Source organism: Kosakonia sp. BYX6 (assembly GCF_038449125.1).
Lineage (GTDB): Bacteria > Pseudomonadota > Gammaproteobacteria > Enterobacterales > Enterobacteriaceae > Kosakonia > Kosakonia calanthes.
In genome coordinates this window covers 2,960,620-2,987,517 of sequence record NZ_CP151800.1, presented here as the reverse complement: position 1 = coordinate 2,987,517, position 26,898 = coordinate 2,960,620, and the positions used below count along the sequence as shown (strand labels likewise).

The 26,898-nt window shown below is 47.5% G+C and carries 25 protein-coding genes, 1 tRNA gene and 5 pseudogenes; 15 read left to right on the top strand and 16 right to left on the bottom strand.

Features of this window, described 5'->3' with window-relative positions; all coding sequences use genetic code 11:
- The first annotated feature begins 62 nt into the window (after positions 1–62).
- On the top strand, positions 63–683 hold the full coding sequence (locus tag AAEY27_RS14100) for a TfoX/Sxy family DNA transformation protein (protein ID WP_342321242.1): 621 nt from the start codon (positions 63–65) through the stop codon (positions 681–683).
- On the opposite strand, the gene yccS is transcribed toward AAEY27_RS14100, so the two are convergent.
- Entirely contained in the window at positions 680–2,812 is a 2,133-nt protein-coding gene (yccS, locus tag AAEY27_RS14095) for a YccS family putative transporter (RefSeq protein WP_342321241.1), read from the bottom strand. The genes AAEY27_RS14100 and yccS overlap by 4 nt on opposite strands.
- A 17-nt stretch (positions 2,813–2,829) precedes the next feature.
- A complete protein-coding gene (locus AAEY27_RS14090) occupies positions 2,830–3,276 on the bottom strand; it encodes a YccF domain-containing protein (protein ID WP_342321240.1) in 447 nt (148 codons plus the stop codon).
- Between the two features lie 122 nt (positions 3,277–3,398).
- Between AAEY27_RS14090 and helD the strand changes: the two genes are divergently transcribed.
- On the top strand, positions 3,399–5,453 hold the full coding sequence (helD, locus tag AAEY27_RS14085; protein ID WP_342321239.1) for a DNA helicase IV: 2,055 nt from the start codon (positions 3,399–3,401) through the stop codon (positions 5,451–5,453).
- A gap of 26 nt (positions 5,454–5,479) precedes the next feature.
- On the opposite strand, the gene mgsA is transcribed toward helD, so the two are convergent.
- The gene (gene mgsA / locus AAEY27_RS14080; RefSeq protein ID WP_342321238.1) at positions 5,480–5,938 is read right to left on the bottom strand and encodes a methylglyoxal synthase; all 459 of its coding nucleotides are present in this window, start codon (positions 5,936–5,938) and stop codon (positions 5,480–5,482) included.
- A 136-nt stretch (positions 5,939–6,074) separates the two neighbouring features.
- Here mgsA and AAEY27_RS14075 point away from each other — a divergent pair, with 136 nt between their 5' ends.
- On the top strand, positions 6,075–6,488 hold the full coding sequence (locus tag AAEY27_RS14075; RefSeq protein WP_342321236.1) for a CoA-binding protein: 414 nt from the start codon (positions 6,075–6,077) through the stop codon (positions 6,486–6,488).
- 26 nt (positions 6,489–6,514) lie between these two features.
- Here AAEY27_RS14075 and hspQ read toward each other — a convergent pair whose 3' ends face one another.
- Positions 6,515–6,832, bottom strand: a complete 318-nt coding sequence (hspQ, locus tag AAEY27_RS14070; protein ID WP_342321235.1) for a heat shock protein HspQ — start codon at positions 6,830–6,832, stop codon at positions 6,515–6,517.
- Positions 6,833–6,892: 60 nt separating this feature from the next.
- Entirely contained in the window at positions 6,893–8,083 is a 1,191-nt protein-coding gene (gene rlmI / locus AAEY27_RS14065; protein ID WP_342321234.1) for a 23S rRNA (cytosine(1962)-C(5))-methyltransferase RlmI, read from the bottom strand.
- A gap of 92 nt (positions 8,084–8,175) precedes the next feature.
- Here rlmI and yccX point away from each other — a divergent pair, with 92 nt between their 5' ends.
- The gene (gene yccX / locus AAEY27_RS14060; protein WP_342321233.1) at positions 8,176–8,457 is read left to right on the top strand and encodes an acylphosphatase; all 282 of its coding nucleotides are present in this window, start codon (positions 8,176–8,178) and stop codon (positions 8,455–8,457) included.
- Here yccX and tusE read toward each other — a convergent pair.
- Both tusE and yccA read right to left on the bottom strand, forming a co-directional pair.
- Positions 8,454–8,783, bottom strand: a complete 330-nt coding sequence (gene tusE / locus AAEY27_RS14055) for a sulfurtransferase TusE (protein WP_342321231.1) — start codon at positions 8,781–8,783, stop codon at positions 8,454–8,456. The two genes, yccX and tusE, sit on opposite strands and share 4 nt — an antisense overlap.
- A gap of 88 nt (positions 8,784–8,871) precedes the next feature.
- Positions 8,872–9,531: an FtsH protease modulator YccA gene (gene yccA / locus AAEY27_RS14050; protein ID WP_342321229.1), complete on the bottom strand. Its 660-nt coding sequence runs from the start codon at positions 9,529–9,531 to the stop codon at positions 8,872–8,874.
- A 273-nt stretch (positions 9,532–9,804) separates the two neighbouring features.
- Between yccA and AAEY27_RS14045 the strand changes: the two genes are divergently transcribed.
- Together AAEY27_RS14045 and AAEY27_RS14040 are read left to right on the top strand one after the other, a co-directional pair.
- Positions 9,805–11,433: an ABC transporter substrate-binding protein gene (locus AAEY27_RS14045; protein WP_342321228.1), complete on the top strand. Its 1,629-nt coding sequence runs from the start codon at positions 9,805–9,807 to the stop codon at positions 11,431–11,433.
- A 143-nt stretch (positions 11,434–11,576) separates the two neighbouring features.
- Positions 11,577–11,664 (top strand) — tRNA-Ser (locus tag AAEY27_RS14040).
- Between the two features lie 70 nt (positions 11,665–11,734).
- On the opposite strand, the pseudogene AAEY27_RS14035 reads toward AAEY27_RS14040, so the two are convergent.
- Positions 11,735–12,754, bottom strand: a pseudogene (locus AAEY27_RS14035) (tyrosine-type recombinase/integrase).
- Between the two features lie 2 nt (positions 12,755–12,756).
- On the bottom strand, positions 12,757–12,960 hold the full coding sequence (locus AAEY27_RS14030) for a DUF4224 domain-containing protein (RefSeq protein WP_425294637.1): 204 nt from the start codon (positions 12,958–12,960) through the stop codon (positions 12,757–12,759).
- Here AAEY27_RS14030 and AAEY27_RS14025 point away from each other — a divergent pair.
- From AAEY27_RS14025 to AAEY27_RS14005, 6 genes and pseudogenes are all read left to right on the top strand, one after another.
- Positions 12,954–13,325, top strand: a complete 372-nt coding sequence (locus AAEY27_RS14025) for a DUF977 family protein (RefSeq protein ID WP_342321226.1) — start codon at positions 12,954–12,956, stop codon at positions 13,323–13,325. The genes AAEY27_RS14030 and AAEY27_RS14025 overlap by 7 nt on opposite strands.
- A gap of 339 nt (positions 13,326–13,664) precedes the next feature.
- Positions 13,665–13,907, top strand: a complete 243-nt coding sequence (locus tag AAEY27_RS22450) for a hypothetical protein (protein ID WP_425294636.1) — start codon at positions 13,665–13,667, stop codon at positions 13,905–13,907.
- Between the two features lie 548 nt (positions 13,908–14,455).
- Positions 14,456–14,655, top strand: a pseudogene (locus AAEY27_RS14020) (DUF1367 family protein); the annotation flags it as partial.
- Between the two features lie 283 nt (positions 14,656–14,938).
- Entirely contained in the window at positions 14,939–15,598 is a 660-nt protein-coding gene (locus AAEY27_RS14010; RefSeq protein WP_342321225.1) for a hypothetical protein, read from the top strand.
- 74 nt (positions 15,599–15,672) lie between these two features.
- Positions 15,673–15,756: pseudogene (locus AAEY27_RS22445) on the top strand (DUF1367 family protein); the annotation flags it as partial.
- Positions 15,757–15,829: 73 nt separating this feature from the next.
- Positions 15,830–16,569: pseudogene (locus tag AAEY27_RS14005) on the top strand (terminase small subunit); the annotation flags it as partial.
- A gap of 92 nt (positions 16,570–16,661) precedes the next feature.
- On the opposite strand, the gene AAEY27_RS14000 reads toward AAEY27_RS14005, so the two are convergent.
- On the bottom strand, positions 16,662–16,931 hold the full coding sequence (locus AAEY27_RS14000) for a hypothetical protein (RefSeq protein ID WP_342321224.1): 270 nt from the start codon (positions 16,929–16,931) through the stop codon (positions 16,662–16,664).
- A complete protein-coding gene (locus tag AAEY27_RS13995) occupies positions 16,897–17,427 on the bottom strand; it encodes a DUF2778 domain-containing protein (RefSeq protein WP_342321223.1) in 531 nt (176 codons plus the stop codon). The genes AAEY27_RS14000 and AAEY27_RS13995 overlap by 35 nt, the downstream gene beginning before the upstream one ends.
- Before the next feature lie 184 nt (positions 17,428–17,611).
- Here AAEY27_RS13995 and AAEY27_RS13990 point away from each other — a divergent pair.
- From AAEY27_RS13990 to AAEY27_RS13980, 3 genes and pseudogenes are all read left to right on the top strand, one after another.
- Positions 17,612–18,545 (top strand): annotated as a pseudogene (locus tag AAEY27_RS13990) (terminase); the annotation flags it as partial.
- A 540-nt stretch (positions 18,546–19,085) separates the two neighbouring features.
- Positions 19,086–19,385, top strand: a complete 300-nt coding sequence (locus AAEY27_RS13985; RefSeq protein ID WP_342321222.1) for a pyocin knob domain-containing protein — start codon at positions 19,086–19,088, stop codon at positions 19,383–19,385.
- A gap of 2 nt (positions 19,386–19,387) precedes the next feature.
- The gene (locus tag AAEY27_RS13980) at positions 19,388–20,032 is read left to right on the top strand and encodes a hypothetical protein (RefSeq protein ID WP_342321221.1); all 645 of its coding nucleotides are present in this window, start codon (positions 19,388–19,390) and stop codon (positions 20,030–20,032) included.
- Positions 20,033–20,408: 376 nt separating this feature from the next.
- Here the strand turns inward: AAEY27_RS13980 and AAEY27_RS13975 are convergent, their stop codons facing one another.
- From AAEY27_RS13975 to AAEY27_RS13955, 5 genes are all read right to left on the bottom strand, one after another.
- Positions 20,409–20,891 carry a hypothetical protein gene (locus AAEY27_RS13975; protein WP_425294681.1) on the bottom strand — a complete coding sequence of 161 codons (483 nt, stop codon included), beginning with the start codon at positions 20,889–20,891 and terminating at the stop codon, positions 20,409–20,411.
- On the bottom strand, positions 20,881–21,750 hold the full coding sequence (locus AAEY27_RS13970) for a winged helix-turn-helix domain-containing protein (RefSeq protein ID WP_342321218.1): 870 nt from the start codon (positions 21,748–21,750) through the stop codon (positions 20,881–20,883). Before AAEY27_RS13970 ends, AAEY27_RS13975 begins: the two co-directional genes overlap by 11 nt.
- A gap of 309 nt (positions 21,751–22,059) precedes the next feature.
- Entirely contained in the window at positions 22,060–22,737 is a 678-nt protein-coding gene (locus tag AAEY27_RS13965) for a hypothetical protein (RefSeq protein ID WP_342321217.1), read from the bottom strand.
- Positions 22,727–24,370: a fimbrial adhesin EcpD gene (gene ecpD / locus AAEY27_RS13960; RefSeq protein WP_342321216.1), complete on the bottom strand. Its 1,644-nt coding sequence runs from the start codon at positions 24,368–24,370 to the stop codon at positions 22,727–22,729. The genes AAEY27_RS13965 and ecpD overlap by 11 nt, the downstream gene beginning before the upstream one ends.
- Positions 24,360–26,888, bottom strand: a complete 2,529-nt coding sequence (locus tag AAEY27_RS13955; RefSeq protein WP_425294635.1) for a CS1-pili formation C-terminal domain-containing protein — start codon at positions 26,886–26,888, stop codon at positions 24,360–24,362. Before AAEY27_RS13955 ends, ecpD begins: the two co-directional genes overlap by 11 nt.
- Positions 26,889–26,898: the final 10 nt, after the last annotated feature.

Sequence of the window (26,898 nt, the reverse complement as noted above, 5' to 3'; positions counted from 1 at the left end):
CTGATTACTGGATCCGCTCGTAAAAAATCGTACTTTACTTGGTGATTTATATAGGAAAAATCATGGAAGACCTGTCTTATCAACGGATATATCAGTCTCGCGAATACCTCAATTCACTCGGGCAAATTAGCTATCGAGCCCACTTCGGTGGTTATAGCCTGTCAGTGGATAGAATTGTTTTCGCGATGGTAGCAGAGGGGGAACTTTACTTACGCGCCTGTGATGAAAGTGCGCAATATGCTGTAGCCAAACAAGCTCCCTTGTTGATGTTCAACAAGAGGGGCCGTCAGTTATCGTTAAATTACTATTTTGTCAGCGACAGCTTGTGGGGCGATCGCTCGTTGTTGTTGCAACTTTCCACGTTTGCACTTGATGCGGCACGGCGCGAAAAAGCGCAGCGTGAAGCTCAGTTGCGCCTGCGTGATTTACCCAATCTTTCCTGCCAGCTTGAGATTCTCCTTCACGAAGCTGGCATCCAGGATGCGCAGACGCTTCGTATGCTCGGTGCGAAAGTTTGCTGGCTAAGGCTACGGAAAATGAACAAGCAACTGAGTGTGAAAGTGCTCTTTGCGCTTGAAGGAGCCATCGTTGGGGTCCATGAGGCTGCACTCCCGGCAAACCGCCGCCAGGAGTTGATCGATTGGTTCAACGACGTGATGAAGAAAGGGGCTAACCCTTTCTAATTCTTAATAATCTGACTTTTCAGGCGACATACTTCCGGCAATAACGCTATCAACAGACCAATCTGTTGCAGAACTAGCGGTTCTTTGCTGTCAGGGCGCGGATCCAGGTTTTTGATGCGTTGTGACAGATCGATAAGCGCAGCCTGCACACGATCTTGATCGGCTGGTAGATGATGGAGTGCGTCATCTACATAACAAACGGCATCGTCGAGCAGGCGCAAGATGTCCGGTTGGGTTAGCTGTTCGCGATGTGCGCCTAATGCGGAAATATAGCTGATGAAAGTATGGTTTAGACACAATAAACGAAAGGCCGTTTCGCGAAGTTCAGGCGAAGTCCCGGGTTCCGAGGACATATTCGAGACGACAGATGCCAGTTCCGCATCGCGGTTATAAGCGTTGCGACGCGCAATGCGGTATGCCAGCCGGTTATCGCGCCCTTGGTGATACTGCTCAAGTATGGCGTCAAGATAACGGCAGTTGGCATCAAAAGCTTGCTCTGTCACGCGTGGCAGATCCCTGAAGCGCCAGTCTGGCCAAATAAAGCTGACGGCAGCCCAGGCAATAGCGCACCCGATCAAGGTATCAATGATTCGCGGGATAGCCACTTCAAAACCTTCGCCCAGCAAGTTGAAACATAGCAAAACAAGCAGGGTAATGAACATTGTGGCGTGGGCGTATTGCACCGTGCGGAAGGCGAAAAACAAAACACCAGTGATGACAATCAACACCAGTTGTCCCTCATGTGAAGGGACAAAGTACAGCACCGGTAAGCCCACAGCAACGCCGACCAGCGTACCGACAACACGCAAGCTCAGACGATGGCGAGTGGCATTATAGTTTGGCTGGCAGACAAACAAGCTTGTAAGCAAGATCCAGTAGCCATGCTGCAAACCGGTAATCTGAATAAAGGTATAGCCGATACAGAGCACTACTGACATACGAACTGCATGGCGGAAAAGTGCCGACTCTGGCGCAAAATTATTGCGTAGCCGCAGCCAGATATCGTTGAAACCGCTCAAGCTGTCATCAGCGAGCTGATTTTCGGTTTCACTTGGCAACTGGGGCTGTGGTTGCCTCGATTCGATAGTTGCCAGCTGTGCGTCGATAGCACGCAGGTTATCGAGCAGAAAACCAAGCGCCTTTAGATGTTCTGTCTTGGTCGTCCCGCTTACGCGGATGCGATCCAATGCGGCATCAAGATGGACAAAAACGCGTTCGAAGCGGGCGTCATGTTGATACGGCACGCGTAACAAAATGGCGCGGGAAAGTTGAGCACACGCCTGAGACTGCATATATAGCAAGCGCTGGAAGCGGAACATCACATCGCTATAGCGAAAATGTTCTCGCAGCATCTGGTATTGAATATGCGATGAGCTTGCCCGTTCATGAATGTCCTGCGCCGCAAAGTAATAATGCAACGCCTGCCGCGTGCTACGTTGCCCACGGTCTCCTCGCAAGCGGGTGAGCATGGTCGCCTTGGTCTGATTCAGCGTGGCGACCAGTTGACCATTTGCCAGTGCGAGATCGTATAACGGTGCCTGGCTTGCATCTTCTATGTCCGGGTCAAACAAGCGAGATTTCAACTCGAGATAGTGTGCTAACTGCTCATAACAGCGTGCAAGGTTGTCCTGAAGTGCGCGGACCGGAAAGACTAAATGCCCTATTAACGTCAGCAGGTTAAACCACACTGCACCGGCAAGCAGAAGCAGCGGTTGTTGATACCATTGCTCAAAAAGCGAGATACCCAGCATGGTGTAAACCGCTATCAATAGTGCGCCGAAAGCGATGGTTGCATAACGCTGTCCAAGCCCGCCCAGCAGAATGAAACCAATGGTAGAGCTGACAAGACCGAGAGCAAACAGCCACGGCCATGGAAACAGTAGCTCCACCGAAGCTGAGGCGATAAAAAACGAGATCAGTGTGATGATGAGATTTTTTAGCCGCCCGGTCAGGCGATCATCGAGGTCGGCCAGCGCGGCAGCCACGACTCCGAGTGTTAAAGGAATGGTCAGCTTTACCTCGCCGAGCAGCCACGGTAGCGCGGCAGTCCCGCAAAGGGCGATAAAGATCCTGACGTTATAGAGCCAGGCACTGTTCCATGTGTAACGGCGAAGCAGGGGACTTAACATAGGGGCAGAAGATCCCATCACTGAAAGCGGCGGCGGGCGTTGGCTTCTCGTGCCGCACGGGCCGTCTCGACAGAAACCACACGGCGTCCCACTGGCCACAGAGCAATGGCGGCAATTTTAAAATTCGCCACGCCCACGGGGATACCAATAATGGTCAGACACTGAGCTATTCCGGCAACAATATGCATGACGCAAAGCCACCAGCCGAACAGGACAAACCAGATAATGTTCAACAAAGTACCACTTGCGTTGAGTAAACCATTTTTACTCTGCGGTGAGAGCTCATCGACGTGAATTGCCTCATTTCCCCATGGAACAAGCGAAAGTTTAGTTATTTCCCAGCAGGAACGCGTTAGTGGAAGGGTGATAATCAGCAAAATGCTCACCGACGTTGCCAGCAGCCAGCCCAGCGTTGTGGCGAAACCGCCAAGCACAAAGTTCAGTATATTCAAAATGGTACGCATAAAACCTCAGTACAATCCTGTGAGTAGAGAAGCCTGGCAATTGTAACGATTTTTTAGACTGGAGCACCAATTCTCTGACAGGTAAACTGGCATTTATTGTCACAAGCTGAGAACAATAAGTCATGGAACTGAAAGCGACTTCACTGGGAAAACGTCTGGCGCAACACCCTTACGATCGCGCGAGCATACTAAACGCGGGTATCAAAGTGGCAGGCGACCGGCATGAATACCTTATCCCGTTCAATCAGTTGCTGGCAATTGAGTGCAAACGTGGATTGGTTTGGGGAGAAATGGAATTCCAGCTTGCTGATAATAAAGTGGTCCGTCTGCACGGCACGGAATGGAGTGAGACGCAGCGTTTTTATCATCTACTCAATGAGCGCTGGAGCAATTGGAGTGCTGAGATGAGCGAGGTGGCGGCAGGGGTGTTATCCGCACAGTTGGAACTCATTTCCGGGCGCATCGAACAAGCCAAATGGCTAACGCGTAAACAGGTCCTGGGCTTACAACGCCAGTTGCACCAGGCATTCGATGCGCTGCCGATGCCAACCCGTCGCCTGACGGAATTCGATAATTGTCGCGAGCTTTGGCGGCAATGTCAGGCGTGGCTTAACGATGTGGAAGGCCGCCGGGCACAGCACAATCAAACCTACACAGAGATGATGTTGACGCAATACGCTGCCTTTTTTGAGCAGGTTGAAACTTCACCGTTAAATCCTGCACAGGCGCGCGCTGTGGTTAATGGCGAGCAGGCATTATTGGTGCTTGCCGGGGCTGGTAGCGGTAAAACCTCGGTACTTGTTGCCAGAGCGGGATGGTTACTCGCGCGTGGTGAGGCGGCCGCCGATCAAATTCTATTGCTTGCCTTTGGCCGGAAAGCTGCACAGGAGATGGATGAACGCATCCGCGAGCGACTGCATACCGATGAGGTTACTGCCCGTACTTTCCATGCCCTGGCGCTACATATCATCCAGCAAGGTAGCAAAAAAGTGCCCGTGCTAAGCGAGTTGGAAAGCAATACTGCCGTGCGTTTGACGCTGTTAACAGAAACCTGGAGCCAGCAGTGCAGTGAGAAAAAAGCCCAGGCGAAAGGCTGGCGACAGTGGCTTGAAGAGGAGATGGAGTGGAACGTCCCGGAAGGGAATTTCTGGGAGGACGACAAGTTGCAACGGCGAATTGGACCCAGATTAGATCGTTGGATAGGTCTGATGCGTATGCATGGCGGTGCGCAGGCGGAGATGATTGCCAGTGCGCCGGAAGAAGTCCGCGACCTGTTTAGTAAGCGCATAAAGCTGATGGCTCCATTGATGAAAGCCTGGAAAACGGCGCTCAAATCGGAAAATGCCGTGGATTTCTCTGGGCTGATTCATCAGGCGATCAATGTGCTGGAGAAAGGGCGCTTTATTAGTCCCTGGAAACACATTCTGGTGGATGAGTTTCAGGACATCTCGCCACAACGCGCGGCTCTGCTGTCGGCATTGCGCAAGCAGAATTCGCAAACCACTTTGTTTGCCGTGGGCGATGACTGGCAGGCTATTTACCGTTTCAGTGGGGCGCAACTCTCACTAACGACCGCGTTTCATGACTATTTTGGCGAAGGCGATCTCTGTGCGCTTGATACCACTTACCGCTTCAACTCGCGGATTGGGGAGGTTGCCAACCGCTTTATCCAACAAAACCCCTGGCAACTTCCGAAACCCCTTAACAGCCTGACGGCAGGGGATAAAAAAGCCGTGACACTGTTGGCCCAGGGGCAGCTTGATGCATTGCTTGATAAGCTCAGCGGCTATGCGACACCGGAAGACAGGATCCTGGTATTGGCTCGCTATCACCACGGGAAACCCGCCAGCCTGGAAAAAGCCGCTACCCGTTGGCCGAAACTGCAGCTCGATTTTATGACCGTACATGCCAGCAAAGGTCAACAAGCGGAATATGTGATTGTGGTAGGGCTGAAAGAAGGGCAAGACGGTTTTCCTGCGCCGGCGCGTGAATCGATTATGGAACAAGCGCTGCTGCCCCAGGCGGAAGAGTTTCCTGATGCGGAAGAGCGCCGGCTGCTTTACGTCGCGCTAACGCGTGCACGTAAACGTGTCTGGTTACTTTTTGATAAAGAGGAGCCATCGCGCTTTGTCGAAATACTCAAATCGCTGGATGTGCCTGTGGCGAGAAAACCGTGAGTACAGGCGGCTGTGGCCGCCCGTATTTATTTCAGCCGTTCGGCAAGGTAGCGTTGATAATCCGGGATCAGGATGTCGACGCTATTGTTGAATTGTGGGGATTCAATAATGAAATCGGCGGTAGACAAGTTAGTCGCGACCGGAATATTCCAAACTGTGGCCAAACGCAGTAACGCTTTCACGTCAGGATCGTGCGGCACCGCATTTAACGGATCCCAGAAAAAAATCAGGACATCGATTTTACCTTCCGAAATCAGCGCGCCTACCTGCTGATCGCCGCCCATCGGCCCACTCAACATCGCGTTCACATTAAGCCCGGTTGCGCGCTGAATCAAATTACCGGTTGTGCCGGTCGCGTAGAGTTCATGCGCAGCCAGCACGGGCTGATGCCGCTCCACCCACTTCATCAACATCTGCTTACAATGGTCATGTGCGACCAACGCAATATGTTTGCGCACAGGTAAAGTGCGAGTTGTTAATTCCATAATCCGCTTCCATCAGTGATTTTTGCTACAGATTACTGGAAGCGCCTGATGCTGCAAGAGAAGCCGGTAAAAAAAACGGAAAATGGTCGAGTTTGCCCGTTTGATTTACACTTTGTGAAATCGCCCGGAGGAAACCATGAAAGAAACCGATATCGCCGAGATTTTACAATCGACTCAGACAATTGCATTGGTCGGGGCAAGTGACAAACCTGACCGTCCAAGCTATCGCGTAATGAAGTACTTACTGGATCAGGGCTATCATGTGATCCCCGTTTCGCCAAAAGTAGCGGGTGGCACACTGTTGGGACAACAGGGTTATGCAACATTGGCTGATGTGCCGGAAAAAATTGATATGGTCGATGTCTTCCGCAACTCGGAGGCCGCGTGGAGCGTAGCGCAGGAAGCTATCGCTGTAGGCGCGAAAACGCTGTGGATGCAGTTGGGCGTTATTAACGAACAGGCTGCTGTGCTGGCTCGTGAAGCAGGGTTGCAAGTGGTGATGGATCGTTGCCCGGCGATTGAAATCCCACGGCTGGGTTTAGCGAAATAAATATACCCCGCTGATGCGGGGTATATTCAGTTACGCAGGCGTGGAGCCTGAAGTTGTCTGCGAATGGTGCGTGCCAGCTCGTCCATTGAGGGCTGTTCTGGATGTTCATCCGTGACTTCGCTGGTGAGCTGCGCTTCAGCCAGATAAGTGTGGACGGGTTGACCGTCATCATCTTCCATCACCACATGGTACCAGGGTAGTGCGCGCAACTCGTCATTTACCGCCAGCTCATCTGCTGATGGTTCATCAAGAGAATACTCAGGGTCGATATCGACCACTACGCCAAGATACCCCAGCAGTGAGTGGCGAACCTGCTGACCGATACCGAATTTGCTGGCAATCATTGTCACCTCCCGGGAACCTTAGATACCCTCAAATGTGGGGGCGCGGCTCCAAAATTCAAGTTACATGACGCGACAGGCAAACCCTTTCAGATAGAGCCCTTCCGGGTAGGTAGCGATCACCGGATGATCGGCGGCCTGACGGAACTGCTCTATAAATTGTATATCACGACCAGCATCTAATGCGGCATCGGCGATGATTTTCTGAAATAAATCTGTGGTCATCAAACCTGAACAGGAGAAAGTTAACAGCACACCGCCCGGATTCAGCAACTGAATCGCAAGCATGTTGATGTCCTTATAGCCGCGGCATGCGCCCATCAACTGGCTTTTGTTTTCCACAAACTTCGGCGGATCCATCACGATCACATCGAATGTTTCTCCCTGATCGCGGTATTTACGCAGCAGTTTGAATACATCGTCGCGCACAAATTCCGCTTTGTTCAGATCCAGTTTGTTCAGTGTAACGTTCTGTTTTGCGACATCCAGCGCTTCCTGCGAGGTATCCACGCTGACAACCTGGCGACAGCCGCCCATCAATGCGGAAACGGCAAAACCGCCGGTGTAAGAAAAACAGTTCAGAACACGTTTGTCCGCCACGTAGCGGCGAGTCGCCAGCCGGCTATCGCGCTGATCGAGGTAATAACCGGTTTTATGCCCGCCCTGAATATCGACATACAGTTTCATGCCGTTCTCTTCAATCGGGAGCAATGCTGGAGGCAATTCGCCCAGAACCGGACCTTGTGTCAGCTCCAGCCCCTCTTTTTTACGTACCGCGACATCGCTGCGATCATAAATAGCGCATTGTGGGTAGAGCGTTTGTAGCGCGGAAATTATGGCCGGACGCTGGTATTCTGCGCCCGCGCTCAGTAATTGCATTACGAGGAAATCGCCGAAGAGGTCAATTGTTACGCCTGGTAATCCGTCGGATTCACCTGCAATCAGGCGATAACTATCAAGCCCATCACGCTGAGCAAGCCAGTCGCGCCACTGCTGCGCCTGTTGCAAACGGCGCGAAAAGAAGGCGATATCAATGCTTTCATCTTTATCGAAGGTCCAGACGCGGGCACGGATCTGCGATGCGGGTGACAACGCACCCCGCGCCAGCCATTTACCTTGATGATCGACGATATCTACGGTTTCACCGAGACTGGCTTTGCCTTCCATTCGCGCGACGGCGCCGGAGAAGACCCAAGGGTGACGACGCAACAATGACTTCTCGCGCCCTTTGGCTAACACTAAACGTACACTCATATTCGGCTATTCTGAAAACTGAAGAAAATGGGCGCTATTGTCACGGGTTCGCCGGGCAAATGCAATGTGCCCGCATTGAAAGGAGGATAGAGATGACACAAGTTTGCACAATCGCCTGGGTACACGGAGTCGTGCAGGGTGTTGGATTCCGTTATACCACGCAGCATGAAGCACAGCGGTTGGGACTGACAGGCTATGCCCGTAACCTGGATGACGGCAGCGTAGAGGTTGTTGCCTGCGGTGAGGCGGAAAACGTCGATAAATTAATTGAGTGGTTGAAAGCCGGTGGACCTCGCAGTGCTCGGGTTGACAGAGTTCTGAGCGAACCATATCAACCCGATAGAGAATGGCCTGACTTCGGTATCCGCTATTAAATGCATTTCACCGGTTTTGGCAGGCCGGCGATTTTTGTCGCCTGCTTAGCCGGCCCTTTCGGGAACAGGCGATACAGATAACGGCTGTTACCTTTCTCTTCGCCATATTTATTCGCCATGGCTTTCACCAGCATGCGGATGGCGGGGGATGTATTGAATTCCAGGTAAAAGTCACGCACGAATCGCACCACTTCCCAGTGCTCAGCCGAGAGTGAAATACTCTCTTTTGCAGCGATAACTTGCGCCAGTGCTTCGCTCCACAACGAGGTGTCTTTCAAATAACCTTCGCTATCGGTTTCTATTTCTTTGCCTTCAAAGATCAACATAGGTTTTCACAACATCAGTCAATAACGGCGGGAGTGTAGCAAAAAAAAAAGCCCCGCATAAGCGAGGCTTGAGGCGTAGGATTTTTGTTTAATCTCTGCTGGCGAAACCCAGAATGCTCAGCAGGCTCACGAAAATGTTGTATAGCGATACATACAGGCTAACAGTGGCACGAATATAGTTCGTTTCACCGCCGTGAATGATATTGCTGGTTTCAAACAAAATTGCGCCGCTGGAAATCAGGATGAATACCGCGCTAATCGCCAGGTGCAAGGCGGGTAACTGCAGGAAAATGTTCGCTACCATACCGATCAGCACTACGACAACGCCCGCCATCAGCATACCGCCGAGGAATGACATATCTTTGCGCGTTGTTAGTACGTAAGCGGAACAGCAGAAGAACACCAGCGCAGTGCCGCCAAGCGCCAGCCCGATGATGTCGCCCATTCCGGCCGACAGATAAGCATTCAGGATTGGCCCCAGGATATAACCAAGGAAACCAGTAAATGCGAACGCAGCCAGGATGCCGCTCGGTTTGTTCGCCAGTTTATATGTCAGGAACATCAGGCCGTACATACCCACCAGCGTCAGGATTAAACCCGGAGAAGACAGCATGAGCACTGTGCTGGCCGTTGCTGTGATAGCGGAAAATGCCAGTGTTAGACTGAGAAGAAAATAGGTATTGCGAAGGACTTTGTGCGTGCTCAGCAGGGATGCGCGTTCACGCGAAGAAGTAATAAGACGATCCATGAGTCACTCTCTTATGACAGATGTAATTAGCACTGGAGTCTAGGAAAGACTCGCTTACTGACAAAGCTGTTTTACCCATCTTTACTCATACGTCAAGCCCATTGCGACAATGGTTCCAGTATTGAAACTGCCAAAAAATGGCGTAAAGAGGTAAATGTGAGCGAGATCCATATTTGTGTCTTATATGTCACTGAAATTTATTGCCGTCTAACCTTTAGAACGCTAAGAGTGTAAACGCATTGTCATAATATTAATTTCTAAGGCGAAAGGGACATGAAACAACAAACACGAAATCACATTGCTCGCTCTTTATTAACTGTCAGCATCTTGTGCGTTTGTACTGGCACTTATGCAGCGACGGTGCCAGCTGGGACTGAGTTGGCGGATAAACAGGAATTGGTACGTAACAATGGCAGCGAACCCGCATCTCTGGATCCACATAAAGTGGAGAGTGATGTCGAATTCAATATTATCAGCGACATATTCGATGGGCTGGTGGCGGTCAGAAAAGACGGCTCCATTGAGCCTCGGCTGGCAGAAAAATGGGAAAACAAAGACAACACTGTCTGGATATTCCACCTACGCCCCGGTATCACTTGGTCTGATGGTACCGCCATTACCGCGAAAGATGTGGTTTGGAGTTGGCAGCGTCTGGTTGATCCGAAAACCGCATCGCCGTACGCCAGTTATCCTGGCAATATGCATATCGTTAATGCGACCGAGATTGCGCAAGGCAAAATGTCTCCCGATACGCTGGGGGTAAAGGCACTGGATGATTCGACACTGGAAATCACACTAACCCAACCGACAGCCTCTTTTTTGCCGATGCTGGCGCATCCCTCTCTGGTGCCAGTGGATAAAGTGTTGGTTAATCGATTCAGTGAAAAATGGACGAAACCGGAACATATTGTGACTAGCGGCGCCTATAAGGTCACTGGCTGGGTAGTGAATGAACGCATTGTTGCCGAGCGCAACGCGCGTTATTGGAATAACAAAGCAACAGTAATAAACAAAGTCACTTACCTTCCTATCAATGCTGAAACGGCAGATATTAATCGCTATAAAGCCGGTGAGATCGATATTACGAATACTATTCCCGTGAACCAGTTCGTACAGTTGCAAAAAACGTTGGGCGACCAGGTGCATGTTGACCCTCAACTGGCGACCTATTACTACGAGTTCAATACCACAAAGCCGCCATTTAACGATCCGCGAGTGCGCCGCGCACTTAATATGGCTCTGGATAAAAATATCATCGCAGATAAAGTGATGGGGCAGGGGCAGCGTCCGGCATGGGCGATCAGCCAGCCGGAAATCGGTGGTGTGAAAATCGCCTCGCCGGATTACGCCTTCTGGCCACGGGAAAAGCGCCTCGCGGAAGCGAAAAAGCTGCTTAATGAGGCCGGCTTCAATGATGTTCATCCACTCAGTTTCAATCTGCTCTACAACACCATGGAAACCCATCAGCGTATTGCGATTGCAGCCAGCTCAATGTGGAAGAAAAACCTTGGCGTTGAGGCAAAATTGCAGAATCAAGAGTGGAAAACCATGCTCGATACAATGCACACCGGTAACTTTGACGCGGTGCGCTATGCCTGGATTGCCGATTATGATGATGCAGCGACTTTTCTGAATAACTTCCGTACTGGCGATAGCGAAAACACCAGCAAATACAGTAATCCTGCGTACGACGAAGCATTGCACAATGCAGCGAAAGCGAAGGACGTTACTGAACGCGGTAAATACTATCAGCAAGCAGAAGAGATTTTGGGCCAGGATGTACCTGCTATCCCTATCTATCACTATGTGCGTACGCATCTTGTGAAGCCTTGGGTAGGCGGTTTTGATCCTGATAGCTTGGGTTACTTCCTGACAAAGGATATGTACATCAAGAAGCATTGAGTGATTTAGCATCAATTGTGCTGCACAAATGATCATTGTGTTGATATTTCAGGCGAACAACGCGTTTTTGATGATTTTTCAGGCAAATAAACATACTCAAGCTTTACAGGAGACTCAGGGATGTTTATAGTGCGCCTCACACCGGAAGTGTGGCCGAGCGGTTGAAGGCACCGGTCTTGAAAACCGGCGACCCGAAAGGGTTCCAGAGTTCGAATCTCTGCGCTTCCGCCATATTTAACAAGGGGTTACCGAAAGGTAACCCCTTGTTTTTTGGCTTCGTAGAATGTTCGTAGAATATTTTTCACAAATCCGACCGTTCAGTGGTTGGTTGTAGTGTTGGTGTGATCTTTGTTTTACGGTCGTAAACCAGCGCCTGCCCTTCTGTTTTATGCCCGCTGAATAACTGCTTGTCTTTGCTGCTGCCCTCGTAATCCGATATCGATTTTGCTTTTATGTCGTGAAAGGTTCCGGTTATGCTGCAACCCAGCTTCCTCTCTGCTTCTCTTTTCGCGGCTACCCACCATTTGTTAAAGGTCCGTTTATTCATTCGCCCGCCGGTCGGCCCCGGAATGACAAATCCCGTCATGTTTCCGTTTGCCCATTCGCGCGCCATATTGATGCTGACTGCCAGCCGGTCAGTCTACTGTTTAATTTGTTTTTTCCCTGTCTTGTTCTGCTCAATAAAGATCCCTTCTTTTCTGATATCTCCCCATTGAAGATCGAAAATATCACCCTCGCGAACTGCACAAAGATATGAGATCTCCATTGCTATTTTTAGCTTTTTTACTGCTGCCTCATAAATTGCATAATAGTGCTCATCTGAAATATAAACGTCGCGATCAACCTTTGGAAATTTGCTCACGCCTTGGCATGAGTTGCCTTTGACGTAGCCACGCTCATAACCCCAGAGATAAGTGCGTGACATGCTGCTCATCTCGTGGTTGGCCTGAGTTCTGCTTTGCATACCTCGTTTATCCATGAAGGCCCGTACATGCTCTGGTTTAATGTTGTCGGCTTTTACTTTGCCGAACACTGCGATCAGCTTTTTTTCATGCTGATGGTAGTCCGATTGCGTTCTCGCGCTCAGGTCTGCAAATGCCGGGCTGTTGAGAAACTTCCGCCACAGTTTTTCGAACGTCATTACGTCGGACATTTCCAGCAACAAGGCATCGTGTTTGGCCCACAGCTGTGCCATTGTCATTGTTAACTTGCCGAGTGAAATGCTCTCTTTAGACGTCGGCTTGTAGTAATAGCAATATTTCGTTTTATAAACTCTTGGCGGCAGTTTATTGTCGTCAGGGTTTTTTCTTCTTCTGGCCATAATCAAATTGCGTCAAAGTTGGGTTGTTCATCCATTGAGGCTGCCGGTTCTCTTGCGCCTGACAATGTTGCGTTTACATGTGTCCATGTCACTCGCGGGCGTCCGTCCCGGCGCCTGACGAATGAGATACCAGAACGGGCCAGCGCCTCGCACTGCTTAGACGGGAACTGGCACGGTTTTAAGGGGAGGGCGTAACGAGATGCCAAGACCAAACACCCCCGAGGAGCGCGAGGCCTGCATAAACGTAACCATCGACGAAACGCGGTATCGCGGTCGGCTGGTCACCGGTGATGTGATGAATATGTTCAAACTCCACCGGAGCACCGCCGAGAAATACATTCGAGAGGCCGTTCGCAAAGGTAATCTCATACGTCACGGGCCTGATATCGCACCAAATCTTGGAGTATTTACGATTATGACCAATCAACAACTTATCGCTGCCGCTGAGCATGCGGCTCGTTATGTACCGACCGCAACGGCGCAGCTCATAATTACACGCAAGGATAATCGTAAAAAAAAACAATGCATTCATTTTATTATTTGCTGGTTTTTTTATAAAAATAAACATTAATTGATTTGGTTTTTGTTTTAGGGGAGTTTCTTAGATTTCTCATTTTTTTTGTATTTGCAAACTAGTGGTTATGCCAGTCCAGTGTTACTGGATGAATCAAATTGAAATGATCATAACCATTCTTTATCTGCGAAAAAAATGAATCCAAGTGCGGGGGCATGGTTTCTTTCGTCGATTTTAGTTCCTATCCTGATACTATTTCAAATAAACTTTCTGTCCTGAATGCCTATAGGGCGGGCTATACACTCTCCTCAAAGACATATAATTAAAATAATATAGGTAATGTATATTTTATAGAGTATATATAACAATATAGTTGGCTATATTGAAATTGAATGGATGGATTTTGACATAAAAATGCCCAACGAGGTGTATTTGTTTATTCATGATATGCATATAGCTAAGTCGATGCAGAATAACGGAATCGGAACTTTAGTTTTTTATGAGTTGCTTAAGAAGCGAACGCTGTTAAAAATGGTGGTTGCTAATCAAAATGTTGGCATGATAGCACTAGTAAATAAGTTTAATGTTAGAAACCGATTTGTGACAGCTAATGTTACATATTTTGAAGTTGACCCTTGAAATGAACCTGCTGTGATAAGGTGAATTTTCACAAGGTAATTCATTAAGTAACAAAGAAAGAATAAATAAATCCCCCCTAATTTTCTGATTTTATTGAATGATATGATTATTTACATGGTTTATGTATGACGACTTAGTTGATATAGCGATAATAGGCTGCTGTTAACCAAAGCGTATAAATCTATGCCACTAAAAAGGATGAAAGCAAATGAGTTACGATTGTATAGTTTTTTTGTCGGTGAAGATCCACAATTAATACAAGTTAGAGAAGATCAATAAGATGTTCTTTCCTCGTTAATGGTCAGTGGCAAAATCGTCGAGTAGGGCGCTTTTCTTTGACTGAACCCGGTAAAGAAATGGTCTATTTAATTGCTCATGGGTTAGATGCGAGACCGAGGCAATCGGAAATTGAATTGGCTATCGCTACTCATAATCTAAAGCCTTATGAAATCAATGAGTAATATTAGTATTTTTCTTTTCACTCATTAGTTGTTCATAATGTCAGTGTCGGCCTGAACAACTGACGACCTTATGCGCCAGATGGGGACATTATGGCGCAGTTACAACTTATTAAGCACTCTTCAGGAATCCTGATCCCAGCCACGCCGGAGAGCAGCGATTACCTACAATCAAAAATTAAGCTCGGTATCGTGTTGGTGGCTGAGTTTACGAAGGTCCGCGATCCTGCTTTTCACCGCAAATTCTTCGCACTTTAAACCTCGGATTGGAATACTGGGAGCCAATCGGTGAAGCTTGGGGCGCCAAGGGGTTCCCGAGTGGTACATCATTAACCAGAGGACTACACCTGCACGAAGTATGCGAAGGATAAACAAGTGGCCCCCCTGTGGTAATGCAGTGCCGCCGCCATTCACTGAAGCGCTGGTAAGGGCTAATTTGCTAGAAATGTGCATTGAGCAAGATAAAGCAGCTTAAGCGATTACACATCAAAGCTATTATGTTGTTCTTGTAAATTTTGATAAACTTGAACCAAGTGTCGATTCAGTATTTATTCTCATTAACTGGAGATAAACATGAAATTTAGCCGTATAGAGCAAATGCCCAAAAGATCCCAAAAGGAATTATCAGGGATGGTTAGAATAAATCATAAATTAGATTTTTTCCTGGATGTAAATAAAATTGTACCAATTGCCAATATGGATGATGAATCATCTGCGGTTATTAAGTTAAATCTCATTCTAGAGAATTTAATTACAGTAGTTATTGAGTTGCTTCGCCCCGAGAACACTGAACGCTACGTTAAAGTGAAGCGATATTTCTCCGCTAACATTGAGACTGCTGTGGCTTTAGGAATGCCGGTAAGCATAGCCGATTGCATAGTAAGTATGAATAAAATCCGGAACAAATACGCCCATGACCTTGATTTTGTAGCCATGGATGTGATGATAAATGAGGTCACAGATGGAATCAAAAAAGTTAAAATTGAAGAGATAAATCATGGTGGGTTCTTAAATCCGGAACGCGTTCAACCCATGATAAATGATGGTATCGATTCTGTAAGGTTAATGCGAGAACTACCAGCTGGTCTTGAGTTAAATAGAATTAAAATATGTAAATTAACAACAGCCACTTTCTGTTGTACGACGCTGGGTGCGTTCTGGTTGATTAATGAGCTTCATAAGAGAGAAATTTTGGATATCGATCATAATATAGAAATGCCCGAGTCGAATTGATTTTCCAGCAATTGCTGTTCATAATGCCAGTTGTCAGCCTGAACAACTGACAACCTTATGCGCCAAATGGGGACATTATGGCGCAGCTACAACTTATCAAGCATTTCTCAGGGATCCTGATCCCGGCGACGCCGGAGACCAGCGATTTCTTGCATTCTAATTCCCCAAATTGAAAATCAAATTGATTCAAATTGCTTGCCACCTGAAAACACCGCCGATGAATGGAGTTTAAACCCTGATGAATACGGGCTTAACGACATGCAGGCCCGGTTCGTTAGCGAGTACCTCATCGATATGAACCGCGTGGCGGCTTATAAGCGCGCCGGTGGAAAAGGTGAGGGGAACACTGCGTATGTCGCAGCCTCGCGAATGTACAGAAACGATAAGGTGAGCCGGGCGATTCGCGATGCTCAGGCAGCGAGAGAGCTGTGCACTCAAATCACGCAAGACGCCGTGCTGAAAATGTGGTGGAAACTTGCGACAGCAGATGCAACGCAAATCACCGAACATCGTCGATTGTGCTGCCGTCATTGCTGGGGTTTTGGTTTCCAGTATCAGTGGCGCGATGCGGTTGAATTCGAAGAAGCCGGTACAGAGGCAAAGGCAAAGAAAAAAGCCGCTCCGCGCGATGATGGAGGCTACGGGTTCGATGCCACCCTTGATCCGAATCCCGAATGTTCCCGTTGTAACGGGATGGGGGTAAGCAGGGCTTATTTCCACGATACTCGGGATTTACACGGCGCAGCTCGTCGATTGTACGCTGGGGTAAAAGAAGGGCGCTTCGGCTTGGAAGTTCAGATGCGCAATCAGGACGACGCCCTGAAGATGGTTGCCCAGCATTTGGGGATGCTGAAAACCGCACCGAACTGACTGGTGCTGACGGCGGCCCCATCAACCAGGTTAATTATACGCCGGAAGATTACGCCCAAGCGCAGACTGAATTAGAGAAACAATTACCCGACCTGGATTAAATCAGCAGTTGAAGCCTGAAACGTAACCTTTAACTGCTGAGCGGTGAGCAGAATCAAATTGGGGTTATATTGATAATCGGGCTAGCCTCGACCTATACCCTCGAGGTGCGTAACTTTCTCACCACCAGTATCAGAACGTTATACGCAACAACAGCGGCCAGCAATGACGAAATCACATCAGTAAAAAACCAGAGATCGTCGTAGTTCTCCTGGTTCGCATTGCCGTGCAACCATGTGGCAAAGTTATTCGCCGTATCAAGGCTAATAAACTGCGACGCATCGATCATTCTGGCAAACAGGCAAAATAGCGCGATAAACAGAACGGTTTTAGCGAGTCGTCGGGCAAGTGTCGCCATTCGCATAACTTGATACCTCAATTGAGCCACGGGCTTTCAGATTCTTCATGCAGGGAACATCGATGAGCGGTGTCCTGAGTAATTCATTTCGAATCATCGCAAAGTCAGAATTTCGTGAGAGCGTGATACAGCCTTCCGAAATCGTGCCTGGGTGCAACCGAAAATTGCCTCGTTTTACGCTGTTTATCCATGTCCAGTCGTCAATGCTCATATCATCGCGCCACAGAGCAAACCAGTCAGAATGGCCAAACTCCGCACCACGGAATAATTTGTTGTAGATATCTTTCGATGCAGACAGACCCTGTGACAACAGACCACCTTGAGCGCGGTCGACTATCCAGTACTTACCGGTAGGAAGTGGACCTACTGTCGGAACGTGTGCGCAGCCTGCGCGGTTCCGATTGGCTCCATTGCCAGAGAATGCCATGAACGTTCCTATTCCGGGAAAGAAGAGCGGAGCATAATCCGCCCCGTTAAGAACAAACGTGCCATGTAACGCCATGTTATTCCTTATTTATTAAATATCCATTCCGGCTATCGTAACCTGAAAGCGGCAAATGATCTATTTGCTGACCATTACCAGAAATGGAGAGGATTAAGCGCGAAACGAAGCCGGTATGTAGTGGATCGTTGAACGGTGAGTTCATCAGATTCCCGCAACTATCTGAAAATTATAAGGTTGAAAAATGTCACAGCTACTCGAATGGGAAAATCTGGATTTCCCGGCGCGGGTGGCACTGAAATCAAAATCAGAAAAATCGTTCCTGAATTTCACCCGCCTGTGGTTTGAAACACTGCAAAGTGATCGGCTGCTTGTGAACTGGCATCACAAAATGGTGGTCAGCAAAATTGATGATCTGGTCGCGGGTAGACTGCTGCCGCGCAACCTGATTATCAACGTGCCACCGGGCGGGACAAAAACCGAGTTTGTTTCGGTTCATCTGCCTGCGTATATCAATATGCTGGTGCAGACAGGCCAGCTGCGCCGCTTCCGCAATCTGAACATCTCGTTTGCTGACACGCTGGTAAAGCGTAACAGCCGACGCACGCGTGACATTATCGCCAGCGCGAAATACTAGGCGCTGTGGCCGTGTAAATTCGGCGTCAACCAGGCGGAAGAGTGGGAAGTCGTAAACCGCCTCGGGCGCACAGTTGGCTAGACAGTTTCTCGCTCCAGCGGCGGGCAAATCACTGGTGATCGCGCGGGTTATCCCGGTCCTGATTTTTCCGGGTTTGTTTGCCTCGACGATTACAACAAACCCGAGGACATGTTCAGCACAACAAAGCGCGAGAATGCCAACCGCCTGCTGGTGAACACCATACGTTCCCGCCGGGGCGATAAATCGAAAGATCATCCGACGCCGTTTGTCAGCATCCAGCAGCGTTTGCAAACGGACGACGCCACTGGCTTCATGCTGGCGGGCGGCATGGGCATGGATTTCCACTACGTTACGATCCCGGCGCTGGTCAGTGAGGAATATATAGATTCCCTGCCAGAGCCGTGGCGTTCGCTTTCTTTGCTGGTTCGCTGTAAAGAATACTGAAAGCGTGGTGGTCTCCGGCGTTCGTTACTGGTCTTACTGGCCAGAGAATGAGTATATCGGCGACTTGCTACGGCTAACCGCCACAGCCACGATAACGCAACAGGTTTATCTGACATCCATTACGATAGGAGGCGCACCGACTGAACTCCTGGCCGGCAATACCTATTCCGTGCTGGTGACTTACTCCCCGACCGGTTATACCGAGTCGGTCAGCGCGGATACGACCGATTCAAGTGTGGCGTCTCTGGACAAGGACGCCACACTGACCATCAGCGGCGCGGGCACGGTTACGCTGACGTTGACCGGAGTTAGCTCCGGTGTCACGGATTCGATCACGATTACGGCAACGGAAGAGGTTATCCAGGAAACCCGGCTTCTGATTACCAACAACCTGTCCGAAATTGCGGCTGGCGGCGGGGATGCACAGGCGGACGCGCGCGAAAACCTGGGGCTGGGGAGCTGACAACGAAAGATGCCCGGAGGTTGATGCGGTTCCGCAGGACGCGCAATCGCTCGGCACGGCAGATCTGGAACCATTGTTTCTCCGGGGCGTAAATTTCAGTCACTGACGAGCAACGCCACTCCGGCACGCCATTATCCGGTATCGCTGGCTGGTATGCTGGACGTTATCAGAACCACGGAGACCGGCATCCGGCAGATTTACTACCCGTACAACAATACTGATGTTTATCACCGCTACTGTGAGGATGATATGGCGGTTGCGCCGGTATTCAGCGCCTGGTCCCTGAATGGCGCGGGGGATTATCTTGAGGCGGGGAATAACCTCTCTGACGTGGACGACGCCGAAACGGTGCGGCAAAACATTGGGGTGAGTTACACCATTTCATCAGACGTGGCTCCCACTGACGCGAGCGGATACGCTGTTGGTCATATATGGTCTCAGGTTGAGGAGTAGCCATGCCGGTATTTCGTGAATCCGGGGGCATCTTCGTTCCCGTTAACTCAGTGAACGTCAATGACGGTGGGCAATTCAGGTCCGTTACGTCGGCCTGGATTAATGATGGTAAGGTATTTAAGCGTGTATTTCCTAAAGCTGAGCCGGTAAATGCTGAAGACTCGCCACTGTATGATGTCAGTGGCGCAGAGGGCTCCATGAACCCACTCCGCTGGGGTTCAGGAACATATGCGGAGGTGGGGTTCATGGCAGGCAGATACAGTGAAAATTACACCAATGATGTTCCTCCGCCAAGACTGCCGCTGGCCGGTTCGGATATACCCGTCTTACAGAGTAGTGTCTTTCGCCTGCGTGATAATAATGGCATGGTCATCCCCACGGGGAAAGGGTCTGAACTTACAGGCACAGCCGGCACATCATCTGCTGACATCATTCTTCATGGTATTGCCGATGAGCAGTTGAATATCCTCCAGTACGTTGTGGTCAATGGGGTCACTTATATGACAGGAACTTCCAGCAACCCTCCAACAATCCGCCGCAAGGAATATCCACTGGGAATCCTTGTTAAAATGGAATGGGAATGGGTCATTGGTGGGCAACGGTATTATTACAATTTCCCACCGTTTACACTGAAAAAGTCATTATAAGGTCGCTATATTGTCGATTTTATTTATTAAATGTGGTAGCTAAGAGCAGTTTTGTGACGTCGATGGCCTTAAACTCAGTAGAATAGGCATCTTGGGAAGCGCGTAATTCATTGAAATATAAGAGTGTAAAATATAAGTTATATCATATATAATGCTTATGTTGTTTATTTTACAATGAATTAACCCGGTCTTGAAAACCGGCGACCCGAAAGGGTTCCAGAGTTCGAATCTCTGCGCTTCCGCCATATTTGACAAGGGGTTACCGAAAGGTAACCCCTTTGTTTTTTGGATAAACTATCCCTGCCAGGCAAACCGCGCAAAATTCCCTTTAGCCGCTATGGTCTGCCCAGAATACACCCGATTTTTCGTCCTTTAACTAGCGAGCACAAATAAATATCGGGCGTTTGCCGACGGTGAATAAAAAGCCACTATTTCCTTGGGACTTGATAGAGTAGTTAACCCTTTTATTAGGATAAACATAAAAAGCAGGTAAGACAGTCGCTATCACTTCATCAGGTAAAGTTTCAACGTTTTCGATTTTATCTATGTTGGTTGACAAGAGGTGGTAGGTGTTCTTGTTTTCTATCCAACTGTAGGAAATATCTCTTCTGATTGTCCCCTCAGCACGGTTCCGCTGATGGAAACTCCCACTGATTGAGACAATGCCGCTCTGTTTTTTTTTGTTATACATAAAATCCAGAGTGAAATTAGCTTGAACCTCTTTATGAAAAACAACCACCGAGGCTGTACATGTTTCCGTGGTTCTGAATTTTGTCACGATCAACGCGTAGAGGCAGCCAATCGAAAAGCCGATGATTAGAAAAATCAGAATAAGCACAGCCATTCTCTTAGTTATCATCATTCACTCCAGTAATATAAAGTGAAATGCAGCCTGGAGATGACTTCGTTGTATATTCATGCCTGCATACCAATGCAGTTAGCGTTGGTGATGTCAACGATGTAGGAAAATACACCCAAGGATAGTTTTTACAGTTCAAACCAGAATCTAAGATCAATGACTTATATTTCAGATAAGGAGTGTTACTGCTATGGCTATCATCTTTGGTATGAAAATGGCAGCCATTATCACTCTCGACCAACGTATAACTGTCAAAAAAAGCAGACTCTTTGTTCATATTCCAGATAGCGTTTGTTGAAAAAAAACCTGCAAGAAATGAAATAACAATAACAAGCGCAGATATCTGCCAGCTGCGGAATTTTTCGTTACATGTCACTGGAATTTTTTTTGGTACAACTGCAGATGCGGGATGTAACTCATGATGTATGTGTTCATCGGTAGGATCAAATATGCCAGGGATCATATTCTGGACATCATTATTAATGATGTGAATGCTGGTAGGTGTGGGTTGAACAATCTCTTCTTCTATGGCAATTTTTACTCCGCCATCGATTTGAAACCCTTTACGGGGTATCGTTGCGATTAATTTCTGATCAGTTTCGCCAACCGCGCGCAGGCCGCGGCGAACGATAGAAATGTTCTGATATAGCGTATTAGCAGGGACCAGCATCCCTTCTTCTTCCCAGACTTTTTTGAAAAAATCTTGCTGTAATACAACATTGGGCGATGCTTCGAGCAATAAGAGAAGGCAACGACTAGCCGGTGTCGTTAAGGTGACATTAACTTCAGGGTTGTGCGCTGAAGTCAATTTTTTTATTCCCGGCCTGAATTCAATGTTTTCGTTGATAATCCAGTACATATATTTAATAACGCAGCCAGGGGCTGAGTTCCTTATCAGCATTGCGTATTTAAGAAGAACTTTATTTCCTTTAATGATTTCAGCACGTCAGGAAACTAATTTCCATATTTTTTTAAATTTGCAACAAAGATTGATGAAAGCACTCAATGCTGAACAAATATTAATCTTTTTTCTAATGGTGAAGTTTTCCGTGCAATAACTTTTACGATAATGCAAGGGCTGGTTGTTACATATTTTGAATATTACATATCTAAAGTACCAAAAATAAATATTAAGGAATTATTTAGAAGTGAAAGTAAAAAGCATGAATTAACTGCATTCATCATAAATGTTAATGAATCTATCATTATAAATTATGAAAAGTTCCGCAGCCGATTTGAGTGTATTGCGTCGGAGTCTATCTCCTGGACGGATATACCATGAATCACTCTCATCTTCAGTTGAACTACAGCTCGGTTTTAGCAGCAGCTTGAACCATGTATTTCCGCTATTGCTCAATTCGCCTTGTGCGCGATTATAAAACCATTTGAAATTAACATCTCGAGGACGAACGACGAGGATAGTATCCATTACAACAACGGGTATCAGACTCACGGCACTATCCTCAGTACGATTAAGGGTCCTGTTTTGGGGGGGGATCTCTTCAAAAGCAGCTCGATAATAGCGTTCCTTGCCATCTTCCGGTCCTTGGTAAAAAAACTTGAAAAAATCTCCGCTCCCGGGCTGCAGTGTCAACTGGCGCGGAGCAAACAATAACTCGCCGTCGGCTGGTTTTGTATTTATCTCATCTTCACCAGGGCTGTTGATGGCTCTGATTGCCACTCTATAAATACGTGGCTCTTTGTTATTGTTAACGACAAATTTGGCAACCATTCTGCTTTCCGGATCCATGGAAAATGTCTGGTTGCCGACATAAATTGCCTCTGCGTGAAATGGCATCCATAGAGCCAATAAACCACATGTTGTTTTGATAAGTTTATCTAACATTGCGCCATGTCGCCTTTACACGTATTTCACCAGATGCGCTAACGTCTCCATACCAGGACGTCTGGTTTGTTGTGTTCAAAGATTGCTCAGCATTCATAGGTATGGAGAAACGAACCGTGGACTTATTCATTACGCCGTTAGTGCCATTTGTATCTATCCAGGGTGTTGTTATCCAAAATGCGTCAGTCATATCGCGCCATTGGCCATCACAGCCAACATCATAAGTTTTATTAACGCCATTTTGTGTCTTAAAGCTCAGCAATGCCGGGAAGGGCACTTGGATCAAGCCATCTGATGATGCAAATATGCACCACGCGCGCCCCTGGATTGTTTGCGTTGGGCCAGTCACACTTACCAAAACTTCATCAGCGGCAGTTTTGCCATTTGCTGTCACGATGTAGTCGAAATCTAGCGAGGGACTTTTCTTACCGATTTTCCCCGTTCGAGTAGGGTTTCGCTGATGATCTGTGGAAATAATACTTACGCTGAAATCGCGTGGTTTAATGATCAATTTGCTTGATGCTGAAAATTCGTACCATCCGGATTCTGGTGCGAGAATATTGTACATACGGAAATTGAACAAATCGTGAGTATTGTTATCGCTAATGCCCAACTTCACCATTTGTTTAAAAAAGTTACTCGACAAAAAAATGTAAATATTACTTTTGCTTTTTAGGTCATTGAAAGTGTAGTAATGAGCCTTACCATTCACTGTCTTCCAGGATGCACCATCAAGACTAAATTGCATATCATCGGTGTCTATAGCTGATTCGAGAGCAGCGTGATTCATTGCCGGGAAAACTTTAATGGTCGAATTGCTCAATCCATTATCACTTAGATTGTAACTTACCATTTTACAAGCCAAGCCCGAGCGTTGACCTCTCACCAGAGGATAACAGTCTGAATTTCCCTCACCAAGCGTAGGTATGCCATCACTGTTAATGAAAACTTCAGACATTGCATTAATATTTTGGAATTTCAGATGTGCGCCTTTAGTAAATGATACTTTACGCACATCCCAATTCCCGGATCCCATATAACGGCACCGCTGGCCATGCTGAGCACTATAGTATTCCGTGGTCTCACAAGTATTAATTGTCATTGTGAAATTACTGCCAACAGGGGCGCTATTCAGATACTGATAAAAATGATTCGACATCATTCCGTGCATCCATTTCGCGCCGCCTGCGGGAACCGTTACACCATAAAATCCATGCATATCGATTGCGGCAGGTAGGATCAGACTTGTCGCCATATCGCAACCCTTGTACCAGTTGATACAACGTAGACCCTTAATAGGATATGATGCTGGCGCATTCTCCAGCCACATATCAAATCTTCGATTGCTCGATAAAAGGGTGTTGCGGCCATTATCGATATACCCGAGGCTTTGCTGGTAGATAGAACCTGATCCTGTGTATTTGAGGCCAGTCCAGCGATTAGTTCCTGTCATTCTTGGATTCAGGTCATCACCCGGGGTTACGAAAAAGTTGTCATCATTACTGTTTTCGACGAAGACATATTCTCGTGTTGGAGCATCAGGATATACTGTTTTATTAACGACAGCGCTAACGGGTTCGGTTAAGAAAGATAATAGGATGAAAAGAAGAAAAGAATAGTCATTAAATTTCATTGTTCACTCCATCAGACATCACATTGGCGAATGTCTTCAGTCCCTGACAAATAATGTCACCAAGCCATACCGCGCCGCGAGCTTTACTAATGTCAAATTCGGCCGCACAAACTTTATTTTCATCGTAATTAAAATCGATAGTTGGAAACTTTTTATCAACATCCATGACAAATTCACCATTGCTATCTGTTCGGGTTCTGCCGATATGGTTGTTTATGCGTGCATTGGTAAGCAACGTGCCATTTTCAGCACGAATCCTTCCGGATACTGTTACCATCTGTTTTATTTCTGGGCTAATCAGGACAACATTGCCTGGATAAAGTGTGAGATGGTTTTTCCTGCCGCCAGAAATGTTATAGCTGTCGAGTGAATTCTTGCTATTGAGGATCTCGATCTCATAACGACCGTACGGATCCAATGGCAAGTAGTTGCGCTTACCTTTCAATGGAAAAACACGCCCGTTAATCTTGGCTGTTAACTGTCCATCATCTTCCACATCAGTACGCAAAATTACACCTGCGTTACCTTCACTATTCCCGCTGATACCGAACTCTTTTCCTTGCCAGCCGAGGCTACCACTGGATGTCAGATTGGTACTGACGTAGCCATCAACACCGCTATTGATGCTTAGCGTACCAGCAGAATAGCGCGTTTCGTATTGCGTCCATGCACCCGCATTCAAACTCTTGTTGCTGCCTGTTACACCCGAAATGGCACGAGAAATGTCCGCACCCACAGCGTGAATGGCTCCATCATTAAATTGATTTTGTGCAGAAAGATTAGCCATTGAATAGCCATTTTGCTGCGTTAGCCCCGCACGAAACAGACTTCCAAGCGGGAGCATAAAATCAAGTGCAATGTACTTTTGCATAGTACTTACATTGGAACTAAAGCTGTTCTGATAACGCTGCAAACCTGCGCGCAATCCAACTGAACCATACCCTCCGCTGTATAACGTCTGGGTATAATCGGCAGTGTAATAATGAGAATTATGTTGGCGATCTTCATTATAACTTGCGCTTAGCGTGCCCAGCTTTGACCACAGTGGTCTTAAGTTGAGTGATGAGCCAACAGCAACATTGCTGGCATCGCTGCGACGAAGTTTGTTGCCAGCGGACGTTTTTTCTTGGCTTAGCCAAATAGAACTAAAGTTCCCCGGCAGAGTAGCATTTAGACTATTAATGGCGCTCCATGAACCGTCAGTTGCTAACATATTTTGTGTATTAATCTGGAGATAATCGGCAATTGGCCACGAAAAATGGAATTCACCTACGGCAGTGGAGTTGTACCCATACGTTGAAGCCATCCAGCCTACAGATTGGATCCCACCTGACGCCGAAATACCCATGAGGAGGCTATCTTCAGACCGTTGGATTTTCCCATAACCAGGATCCCAACTCTCTATATGCATATTGCCACCCCAAATCTGCCATCTCAATGGCAGACCTGCTGACCCCTCACGCGCAAATAATTTATTTATGCGCTGGACCGTTTTGCTTACTGTTTGTCCATTAACAACGACATCAACATTGACGTCATAAATGCCATACGGTAATTCAGTGGTATCCACTTCATGGCTACCCATGCCGAAGTTTTGTACGCTAAGTAATTTGCCATCGCGTGAAAGGTGTATCTCTCCCGCTGAGGGCAAGAAAACAACAACAGGGATGACCGAATGGGAATTATTGAATATTGTCGATTGAGCCTGATTTCCCCATGAGAAGCCATAAATTTTTCCTGAGGGTAGCGCTGTTACCGGACCAAGAGATTGCAAATTCCAGGTATCTAACATCCCTCCCGCAAAGCGATAACCAGCAAAATCACGCTCATAAATAGCCCTATACAGTTCTGTTTGCTGATTATTTGAACCGATGCCGTAGAGTGTTCCGTCCAATATGGCATGATGTTCTCGCAACGCCGTTACCGAATCCAGGGAGAGATAGCTGGAGGTATTGTTATTACCACCACGCATTTTGTTGTTATAAACGCCAAGGTTATAACCCAGAGTGCTACTAAGATTATTCACGCTTGATACGCCAATATCTTCGCCCCTCGAACGGAGAAGTGTCGTGAGTGCTTGCGGATTAACAACCAGCTGCAATGCGAGTTGCTGGAAATTTAAATGAAGCCAAGCATGTTGCGTGAGTGGGATTTTAAAATCACGGTCGAAAGCAGTATCAGCAAGCTCAACTATTTTTGAACGAGTATTATCATTAAGTGATGCATTGCCATCTTGATCTTGTAATTGTAAAAGCCGAACTCTAAGCGTATTGCTATCTAACCAAATTGAAGCGTTGCCTATACGTTGATCGTCCTGCGTGCCCTTTGTTCCGTTTAAATGAATATAAAGCGGAATATTCATACCATCACGTAATGCATTCCTAAAGGCATCAGGGAGCATGATCCCACCGATATGTAGGGTTTCTATCCTGGCCGCAGCAACATTATTTACTCCAGTAAATAAAATTGCACCATAAGCAATGCATGCTTGCAGGGTTTTATTGTCCAAGATACGCACAATATTGAAC

What these genes read in the sequence shown, in the direction of transcription:
- AAEY27_RS22450 (WP_425294636.1), top strand. Translation starts at nt 13,665, where the DNA reads ATGGATTTTGACATAAAAATGCCCAACGAGGTGTATTTGTTTATTCAT.
- AAEY27_RS14075 (WP_342321236.1), top strand. Translation starts at nt 6,075, where the DNA reads ATGAAAGAAACCGATATCGCCGAGATTTTACAATCGACTCAGACAATT.
- hspQ (WP_342321235.1), bottom strand. Translation starts at nt 6,832, where the DNA reads ATGATTGCCAGCAAATTCGGTATCGGTCAGCAGGTTCGCCACTCACTG.
- rlmI (WP_342321234.1), bottom strand. Translation starts at nt 8,083, where the DNA reads ATGAGTGTACGTTTAGTGTTAGCCAAAGGGCGCGAGAAGTCATTGTTG.
- AAEY27_RS13995 (WP_342321223.1), bottom strand. Translation starts at nt 17,427, where the DNA reads ATGGCGTTACATGGCACGTTTGTTCTTAACGGGGCGGATTATGCTCCG.
- helD (WP_342321239.1), top strand. Translation starts at nt 3,399, where the DNA reads ATGGAACTGAAAGCGACTTCACTGGGAAAACGTCTGGCGCAACACCCT.
- AAEY27_RS14045 (WP_342321228.1), top strand. Translation starts at nt 9,805, where the DNA reads ATGAAACAACAAACACGAAATCACATTGCTCGCTCTTTATTAACTGTC.
- mgsA (WP_342321238.1), bottom strand. Translation starts at nt 5,938, where the DNA reads ATGGAATTAACAACTCGCACTTTACCTGTGCGCAAACATATTGCGTTG.
- AAEY27_RS14025 (WP_342321226.1), top strand. Translation starts at nt 12,954, where the DNA reads ATGCCAAGACCAAACACCCCCGAGGAGCGCGAGGCCTGCATAAACGTA.
- ecpD (WP_342321216.1), bottom strand. Translation starts at nt 24,370, where the DNA reads ATGAAATTTAATGACTATTCTTTTCTTCTTTTCATCCTATTATCTTTC.
- AAEY27_RS14010 (WP_342321225.1), top strand. Translation starts at nt 14,939, where the DNA reads ATGAAATTTAGCCGTATAGAGCAAATGCCCAAAAGATCCCAAAAGGAA.
- AAEY27_RS14100 (WP_342321242.1), top strand. Translation starts at nt 63, where the DNA reads ATGGAAGACCTGTCTTATCAACGGATATATCAGTCTCGCGAATACCTC.
- yccA (WP_342321229.1), bottom strand. Translation starts at nt 9,531, where the DNA reads ATGGATCGTCTTATTACTTCTTCGCGTGAACGCGCATCCCTGCTGAGC.
- yccX (WP_342321233.1), top strand. Translation starts at nt 8,176, where the DNA reads ATGACACAAGTTTGCACAATCGCCTGGGTACACGGAGTCGTGCAGGGT.
- AAEY27_RS13985 (WP_342321222.1), top strand. Translation starts at nt 19,086, where the DNA reads ATGCTGGACGTTATCAGAACCACGGAGACCGGCATCCGGCAGATTTAC.
- yccS (WP_342321241.1), bottom strand. Translation starts at nt 2,812, where the DNA reads ATGTTAAGTCCCCTGCTTCGCCGTTACACATGGAACAGTGCCTGGCTC.
- AAEY27_RS13965 (WP_342321217.1), bottom strand. Translation starts at nt 22,737, where the DNA reads ATGTTAGATAAACTTATCAAAACAACATGTGGTTTATTGGCTCTATGG.
- AAEY27_RS14090 (WP_342321240.1), bottom strand. Translation starts at nt 3,276, where the DNA reads ATGCGTACCATTTTGAATATACTGAACTTTGTGCTTGGCGGTTTCGCC.
- AAEY27_RS14000 (WP_342321224.1), bottom strand. Translation starts at nt 16,931, where the DNA reads ATGCGAATGGCGACACTTGCCCGACGACTCGCTAAAACCGTTCTGTTT.
- tusE (WP_342321231.1), bottom strand. Translation starts at nt 8,783, where the DNA reads ATGTTGATCTTTGAAGGCAAAGAAATAGAAACCGATAGCGAAGGTTAT.
- AAEY27_RS13970 (WP_342321218.1), bottom strand. Translation starts at nt 21,750, where the DNA reads ATGTACTGGATTATCAACGAAAACATTGAATTCAGGCCGGGAATAAAA.
- AAEY27_RS13980 (WP_342321221.1), top strand. Translation starts at nt 19,388, where the DNA reads ATGCCGGTATTTCGTGAATCCGGGGGCATCTTCGTTCCCGTTAACTCA.
- AAEY27_RS13975 (WP_425294681.1), bottom strand. Translation starts at nt 20,891, where the DNA reads ATGATAACTAAGAGAATGGCTGTGCTTATTCTGATTTTTCTAATCATC.